10 protein-coding genes and 2 pseudogenes are annotated in these 7,234 nt (G+C 36.2%); 9 read left to right on the plus strand and 3 right to left on the minus strand.

The features are described 5' to 3' along the window. Positions 1-282 precede the first annotated feature (282 nt). The gene (locus tag CDG56_RS16215) at positions 283-570 is read left to right on the plus strand and encodes a BrnT family toxin (RefSeq protein WP_000438825.1); all 288 of its coding nucleotides are present in this window, start codon (positions 283-285) and stop codon (positions 568-570) included. After that, positions 557-871, plus strand: coding sequence for a BrnA antitoxin family protein (locus CDG56_RS16220; RefSeq protein ID WP_004728120.1), 315 nt, complete (start codon positions 557-559; stop codon positions 869-871). Before CDG56_RS16215 ends, CDG56_RS16220 begins: the two co-directional genes overlap by 14 nt. Before the next feature lie 88 nt (positions 872-959). Here CDG56_RS16220 and CDG56_RS16225 read toward each other — a convergent pair whose 3' ends face one another. Next, positions 960-1,490, minus strand: coding sequence for a hypothetical protein (locus CDG56_RS16225; RefSeq protein WP_000172759.1), 531 nt, complete (start codon positions 1,488-1,490; stop codon positions 960-962). 148 nt (positions 1,491-1,638) lie between these two features. Here CDG56_RS16225 and CDG56_RS16230 point away from each other — a divergent pair, with 148 nt between their 5' ends. Further along, complete coding sequence (locus tag CDG56_RS16230) at positions 1,639-1,941, plus strand: type II toxin-antitoxin system RelE/ParE family toxin (protein WP_000286964.1); 303 nt, start codon at positions 1,639-1,641, stop codon at positions 1,939-1,941. Beyond that, positions 1,942-2,223, plus strand: a complete 282-nt coding sequence (locus CDG56_RS16235) for an addiction module antidote protein (RefSeq protein ID WP_000985609.1) — start codon at positions 1,942-1,944, stop codon at positions 2,221-2,223. Positions 2,224-2,302: 79 nt separating this feature from the next. Here CDG56_RS16235 and CDG56_RS16240 read toward each other — a convergent pair whose 3' ends face one another. Next, positions 2,303-2,722, minus strand: coding sequence for an SMI1/KNR4 family protein (locus tag CDG56_RS16240; RefSeq protein ID WP_001180106.1), 420 nt, complete (start codon positions 2,720-2,722; stop codon positions 2,303-2,305). A 139-nt stretch (positions 2,723-2,861) separates the two neighbouring features. Between CDG56_RS16240 and CDG56_RS16245 the strand changes: the two genes are divergently transcribed. The 4 genes from CDG56_RS16245 (at position 2,862) to CDG56_RS16260 (ending at position 6,355) form a co-directional block, all read left to right on the plus strand. Then, positions 2,862-3,182 (plus strand): type II toxin-antitoxin system RelE/ParE family toxin, encoded by a 321-nt coding sequence (locus CDG56_RS16245; protein WP_000897307.1) that lies wholly within the window; start codon positions 2,862-2,864, stop codon positions 3,180-3,182. Further along, entirely contained in the window at positions 3,175-3,447 is a 273-nt protein-coding gene (gene nadS, locus CDG56_RS16250) for a NadS family protein (RefSeq protein WP_000369781.1), read from the plus strand. The genes CDG56_RS16245 and nadS overlap by 8 nt, the downstream gene beginning before the upstream one ends. 492 nt (positions 3,448-3,939) lie before the next feature. After that, complete coding sequence (gene msr(E) / locus CDG56_RS16255; RefSeq protein ID WP_000052512.1) at positions 3,940-5,415, plus strand: ABC-F type ribosomal protection protein Msr(E); 1,476 nt, start codon at positions 3,940-3,942, stop codon at positions 5,413-5,415. A 55-nt stretch (positions 5,416-5,470) separates the two neighbouring features. Continuing rightward, positions 5,471-6,355 carry an Mph(E) family macrolide 2'-phosphotransferase gene (locus tag CDG56_RS16260; RefSeq protein WP_000155092.1) on the plus strand — a complete coding sequence of 295 codons (885 nt, stop codon included), beginning with the start codon at positions 5,471-5,473 and terminating at the stop codon, positions 6,353-6,355. Positions 6,356-6,544: 189 nt separating this feature from the next. On the opposite strand, the pseudogene CDG56_RS16265 reads toward CDG56_RS16260, so the two are convergent. After that, a pseudogene (locus CDG56_RS16265) lies at positions 6,545-6,772 on the minus strand (helix-turn-helix domain-containing protein); the annotation flags it as partial. Between the two features lie 40 nt (positions 6,773-6,812). Here CDG56_RS16265 and CDG56_RS16275 point away from each other — a divergent pair. Beyond that, a pseudogene (locus tag CDG56_RS16275) lies at positions 6,813-7,234 on the plus strand (IS6-like element IS1007 family transposase); the annotation flags it as partial.

Below are 7,234 nucleotides of genomic sequence, written 5' to 3' on the forward strand. Positions count from 1 at the left end.
GTTCTTGACTCTTGCAGTTAAAAACAGGACATTTTAAATGGTTTATCGCATAGACATTTTAATTGGTGAATAACAGCACAAATTGAAAAATATAAAAATCAAAAACTTATGATATAAATTATTTGCTCGATGATGTTCAAAAGCCGACTTGGAAACAAGTCGGCTTTTTTATGAGCAGTTTTGATAGTTCTTGCCAATAAATTTGACTAAAAATTACGCTTCTCAACTTGAGTTATACAATTTTGTGATACATTATTGTATATACAAATTTGAATGTTTTTTATGGAACAGTATTTTGAATGGGATGAGGCTAAGAATCGAAAGAATCAGAAAAAGCATGATATCTCTTTCGAAACTGCAAGCCTTGTTTTTGAAGATCCATTACGGATCTCAATCCAAGACAGACATACCGATGGTGAAGAACGTTGGCAAACCATTGGACGAGTTAAAGGCGTACTAATGTTATTGGTGGCTCACACCATTTTTGATGAAGATGACTGTGAAATCATACGAATCATTAGTGCAAGGCAAGTGACTAAAGCGGAGCGAAACAAATATGAGCATGGTTAGATACTCACGCAAAGAGCTGAATGAGAAATTTGGTGAGAAGCAAGATGCTGAAATTCAACGCTTGCTTGCTAAAGGCACGGTTCCTGATGATCAGCTAGATCTATCAGATATTCCTGAAATTACCGATTGGAGCAGTGCTGTACGCCAAAATCAATTTTACCGCCCAGTGAAGCAACAAACTTCAATTCGGTTAGATGCTGATGTACTTGCTTGGTTCAAAGCACAAGGCAAAGGTTATCAAACACGAATGAATGAAATTTTACGGGATGCTATGCTGAAAGAATTAAAAAATCATCAATAAAAATGGGAGCTTAAGCTCCCATTTTTGACTTCGCATAACGCCCATTATGTTAATTTTAGTTTTCCTTAATACGACAAAAATATCTACTTCATTTCACGAGAATTTCTTTTGCTAAAAGTTCTTCTTTCGTTACACCGAAATATCTTATTTCTAATTTAGGCCTGCCTAACATCTTTAAAAGATTGTTTTCATCATTTATATTTTTTATAGCTTTGCTTACACAATCAATTACGTCATTAGTTTTAGAAATAGCTTCTTTTTCAGATACTTGATCGCTTACTTTTCGAGATATTAAGTCATCAAAATATATCCTATATTCTTCACAAACTAGATAAAAATAAGGGTCTAATCTATCTAAATCATATTCAGATTCAAAGGGTTTACGATCTAATAAATCTTTTTCAGGATAAATAATCAATTGTCCTGCATCGAACCAAAACTCCACAGAAAAATTATCAAACTCAATTCCATTTAAATCATTACTAAAATTTTGAAAATACTGTAATAAAAGATTTTCTATATCCTCTAAAAACTCTTTATTCTTAATATCAAATATTAAAGATTCATTAGAAATAGCTTTGATACAATCTTCTTGAATATCTAACCCCTTTAAAGTCATTTTTACTCCATTTAAATTTTTAGGTTTTGGTGCATTAAGAATTTTGATTAACTTAACATAATGGCGGTTATACGAAATTCACCGTTTCGAGCCCCAAATATCAAGTTTATTTCTTGCATAAATGTATCCTATAGGATACATTCTACTTATGTACTCAATATATACCACTGAAGTCTTTGATGACTGGTTCACCAAGTTAAAAGACCAGCAGGCAAAAAGACGCATACAAGTCCGAATTGATCGGGTTGAAGATGGAAACTTTGGAGATACTGAGCCGGTCGGTGAAGGTGTTTCTGAATTACGTTTCTTCTTTGGGCCAGGCTATAGGATTTATTACTGCAAGCAAGGGCAAAGGGTTGTTATTCTTTTAGCAGGCGGAGATAAGTCTACGCAAAGTAAAGATATAAAACTTGCCCTGCAATTGGCACAAGATTTAGAGGAGGAGCTATAAATGGCTATTAAACTTCGCAAATGGGACAGTGCTGAGCATCTTAAAACAGAGGATGATATGCAGGCTTACTTACAAGCATGTATTGAAGAATCTAATGGCGATGCCGCATTCATTGCAAAGGCTTTAGGTAACATTGCAAAAGCTAAAGGAATGGCTCAATTATCACGAGATACAGGCTTAGGCCGAGAAAGTCTTTATAAAGCACTTTCTGGTGATGTTAACCCTAGTTTTGATACTGTGATTAAAGTTGTAAAAGCACTGAATTTACGCTTAGCAATTTAAAAAAAGTTATTAAAAAATGGAGCTTTAGGCTCCATTTTTTAATTTCGTATAAGGTGTATTATGTTAATTTTAGAAATTCTTAATTTCCATCTATCCAAACTTGCTTGATCCAATCTGCTAAATCTTCCCACTGCTCATCGCTATATCCATCTGCTGTCCAATATCTAATTTTATGATTAGGAGATAGGCAATAATAACTACCATTATCTTCACAAATAGGTAGCCAATCTTCTGGCAGACCTTGCTCCCTAGCATCATTTAATATCTGAGATAGCCCTCGATAGCATTCTTTCTCATCTGTAAGAGACGCTAATTCAATTGTTCCATAAAAGATATTGCTAATCTCTTTCAAAACTTTTTTATAATCTTTTGGAAAAATAAAACCTATTTTTCGTTCATAAGCAGATATGAAAATATCATCAGGTAGTTCTATGTTTAGACGACTATTCCCAGATAGTTCTTTTAATTCTTGAATAATGTTATCAAGCTTATTTTGCATATACATTCTGCTCTATCGCATTAAAGTTCTTACTACAATTTAACATAATGGCTGTTATGCGAAACGAGATCTACCAGCTCTCGTTTTTTGTTATGGAAACTGCTAAAATTCAAATACGCCATTGACGTATAAAGAGTCCATGTTATTTATTGAAACCAGCATCTTTACCAAGCAAATTAAAGACCTTGTATCTGATGAGGAATATCGTCAACTTCAGCAAGATCTTTTGGTACAGCCTGATAGAGGTGACCTAATCAAGAATGGCGGTGGTATTCGCAAAGTACGTTGTGCTCAAGGTAACAAAGGGAAAAGTGGTGGGATACGGGTGATTTATTATTGGGTCACCGAGGATGATCAGATCTTTTTCTTAGTGGCTTATCCAAAATCAGTAAAAGATAATTTAACAGATAAGGAAACCGCCATTCTGCACCAACTCGTGAAGGAGCAATTTCATGGATAACAACTTATTTGATGACTTGGTTGCTTCAATCAAAGAAGCTGGAGCTATCAAACGTAAAGAAGTTAAAGCAAGCCGAGTTACAGAACTCGAATTGCCTGATATTAAAGAAGTACGTGAAAAAACTGGCTTGAGCCAAAATGAATTTGCTGCACGTCTACATATTAGCCCCCGTACCCTGCAAAATTGGGAACAGGGACGACGCTATCCAACTGGACCAGCAGCTACATTGATTCGAATTTTAGATGCTCACCCAAGCCTTATTTGAAAAAATTACTTAAAAAATGGGAGCTTAAGGCTCCCATTTTTATTTCGTATAAGGTGTATTATGTTAATTTTAGAAAATCTTCACTACTATTATTTTAAAATAAGCCTTATATCCAAGCATAAAACAAGGTTGTCTAGACTTCTTTTAACAGTAAAGTTATCATAAAACTGAATTTTATTTTTTAGGTAAGTTTATGCATTCTATCCGCATTCGTTAAGACACAACTATTTGCATAGTGACACTATTTTATAATGGTGGGCTTTTGTTGTGTCTTTAAGAATATATGCGGATATATAAAGTAAAAGTATGCTTAATTTATAAGTATGCTTTTAGTGCATAGTTTCCAGTTATAACTTAATTGACTAGCTATTTGTCCACCCTGTGGATGAATAGCTTTTTTTTTGGGAGGACACTGTGATGCTAGCTTTTGTTTTCACCTAAATCCTGTTTGCTGCATAAAAAATTTCAAGAGCTAAACAGGAGTAAATAAAAATGAGTTTAATTATTAAAGCGAGAAACATACGCTTGGATTATGCTGGGCGTGATGTTTTGGATATTGATGAATTGGAAATTCACTCTTATGACCGTATTGGTCTTGTGGGTGATAACGGAGCAGGAAAGAGTAGTTTACTCAAAGTACTTAATGGCGAAATTGTTTTAGCCGAAGCGACATTACAGCGTTTTGGTGATTTTGCACATATCAGCCAACTGGGCGGAATCGAAATAGAAACGGTCGAAGACCGGGCAATGTTATCTCGCCTTGGTGTTTCCAATGTACAAAACGACACAATGAGTGGCGGAGAGGAAACTCGTGCAAAAATTGCTGCCGCATTTTCCCAACAAGTACATGGCATTCTAGCGGATGAACCAACCAGCCACCTTGATCTCAATGGAATAGATCTACTTATTGGTCAACTTAAAGCATTTGATGGAGCATTACTTGTTATCAGTCATGACCGATATTTTCTTGATATGGTTGTAGACAAGATATGGGAGTTAAAAGACGGTAAAATTACGGAATATTGGGGTGGTTACTCGGATTACTTGCGTCAAAAAGAAGAAGAGCGACAACACCAAGCCGTAGAATATGAGCTGATGATGAAGGAACGGGAGCGATTAGAATCTGCTGTGCAAGAAAAACGCCAGCAAGCTAATCGATTAGACAATAAGAAAAAAGGAGAAAAATCCAAAAACTCTACCGAAAGTGCTGGACGACTTGGGCATGCAAAAATGACTGGCACCAAGCAAAGAAAACTGTATCAGGCAGCTAAGAGTATGGAAAAGCGTTTGGCTGCATTAGAAGATATTCAAGCACCAGAGCATTTGCGTTCTATTCGTTTTCGTCAAAGTTCAGCCCTAGAACTGCACAATAAGTTCCCGATTACGGCAGATGGTCTGAGCTTAAAATTTGGTAGCCGTACTATCTTTGATGACGCTAACTTTATAATACCGCTTGGCGCTAAAGTCGCTATAACTGGATCGAATGGAACAGGGAAAACGTCCTTGTTAAAAATGATATCAGAACGTGCTGATGGATTAACCATATCTCCAAAAGCTGAAATTGGCTACTTTACACAAACAGGATATAAATTTAACACGCATAAATCTGTGCTCTCCTTTATGCAGGAAGAGTGCGAGTACACAGTTGCGGAAATTCGTGCAGTATTGGCTTCAATGGGGATCGGAGCGAATGATATTCAAAAAAACTTATCCGACTTATCGGGAGGTGAAATCATCAAACTGCTTTTATCCAAAATGCTTTTAGGAAAATATAATATTTTGCTTATGGATGAACCAGGAAACTATCTTGACCTAAAAAGTATTGCCGCATTAGAAACAATGATGAAGTCCTATGCAGGAACTATTATCTTCGTATCTCATGACAAGCAATTGGTCGATAATATTGCTGACATTATCTACGAGATCAAAGACCACAAAATCATCAAGACTTTTGAGAGAGATTGTTAATGATAGCCAATCTAATCCGAACATTAATTATTGAACTCTTTAAAGGAAATTAAAAATGACAATTCAAGATATTCAATCACTTGCTGAAGCACACGGCTTGTTGCTTACGGACAAAATGAATTTCAATGAAATGGGCATTGATTTTAAGGTCGTTTTTGCTCTTGATACAAAGGGGCAACAATGGTTGCTGCGTATTCCTCGTCGTGATGGCATGAGGGAACAAATCAAGAAAGAAAAACGCATTTTAGAATTGGTAAAAAAACATCTTTCTGTAGAGGTTCCTGATTGGAGAATTTCATCTACAGAATTAGTGGCTTATCCCATACTTAAAGATAATCCTGTTTTAAATTTGGATGCTGAAACCTATGAAATAATTTGGAATATGGACAAAGATAGCCCGAAATACATAACATCTTTGGCAAAAACCTTATTTGAAATCCATAGTATTCCTGAAAAAGAAGTTCGGGAAAATGATTTGAAAATTATGAAACCTTCAGATTTAAGACCTGAAATAGCAAACAATTTGCAGTTAGTAAAATCTGAAATTGGTATAAGTGAGCAATTGGAAACCCGCTACAGAAAATGGTTGGATAATGATGTTCTATGGGCAGATTTCACCCAATTTATACATGGCGATTTATATGCTGGGCATGTACTAGCTTCAAAGGATGGAGCTGTTTCAGGCGTTATTGATTGGTCAACAGCCCATATAGATGACCCAGCGATTGATTTTGCTGGGCATGTAACTTTGTTTGGAGAAGAAAGCCTCAAAACTCTAATCATCGAGTATGAAAAACTAGGGGGTAAAGTTTGGAATAAACTATATGAACAGACTTTAGAAAGAGCAGCGGCCTCTCCTTTGATGTATGGTTTATTTGCCTTAGAAACTCAAAATGAAAGCCTTATCGTTGGAGCAAAAGCTCAGTTGGGAGTTATATAATTTAAAAATATGATTGCTGAGAACTGCCTTGTTTTGAAACTTGGTTGGCTTTAATTAGTTTTTAGTATTCTTTATAGAAAATGCCTCGATCAAGGGGCATTTCTAACAATCATTTAACATAAAATTTCTTATGTGAAGTAACCTGAATGCAGCGGTGCCCCATTGGGGGCGCGTTGAGATAAGCCTCTTTTAGATAACTTTAGCAACTCGATAGACAGTTGCAACTCCACAATTCACTGCTTTGGCAATTTCTTCCTTAGTCATATTGCCAACTACTAGCAATTCTTTTATTCGTTTATGTTTAGCCTCATTTGCCTTCTTGCCTGTTGGTTTGTAACCCGAACGTGCCAGGCCCTGCTTAATACGTTCTATACGTTTCTCATTGTCTAGGCGGGGCACTGTTGCAAATAGGCTGACATGATAAGCTAAATATCTTATTTATTTCGAGATACAGCAGATGAATCCCTTCCACGGTCGGCACTTTCAAGGTGAAATCATTCTTTGGGCTGTTCGTTGGTATTGTAAATATGGCATCAGCTATCGTGAACTTCAGGAAATGCTGGCCGAACGTGGAGTGAATGTTGATCACACCACAATTTATCGCTGGGTTCAGCGTTATGCTCCAGAAATGGAAAAACGTTTACGTTGGTATTGGCGTAATCCTACAGATCGACATTTATGGCATCTGGATGAAACTTACGTAAAAGTGAATGGCAAATGGGCATATCTATACCGTGCAGTTGACCAACGTGGCCATACTCTTGATTTCTATCTTTCTGCTAGACGAAATACCCATTCAGCTTATTGTTTTCTTGGAAAAATTTTAAATAATGTGAAGAAGTGGCAAATTCCACAAGTGATCAACACGGATAAAGCACC

Source organism: Acinetobacter sp. WCHA39 (genome assembly GCF_002165385.1).
GTDB lineage: Bacteria > Pseudomonadota > Gammaproteobacteria > Pseudomonadales > Moraxellaceae > Acinetobacter.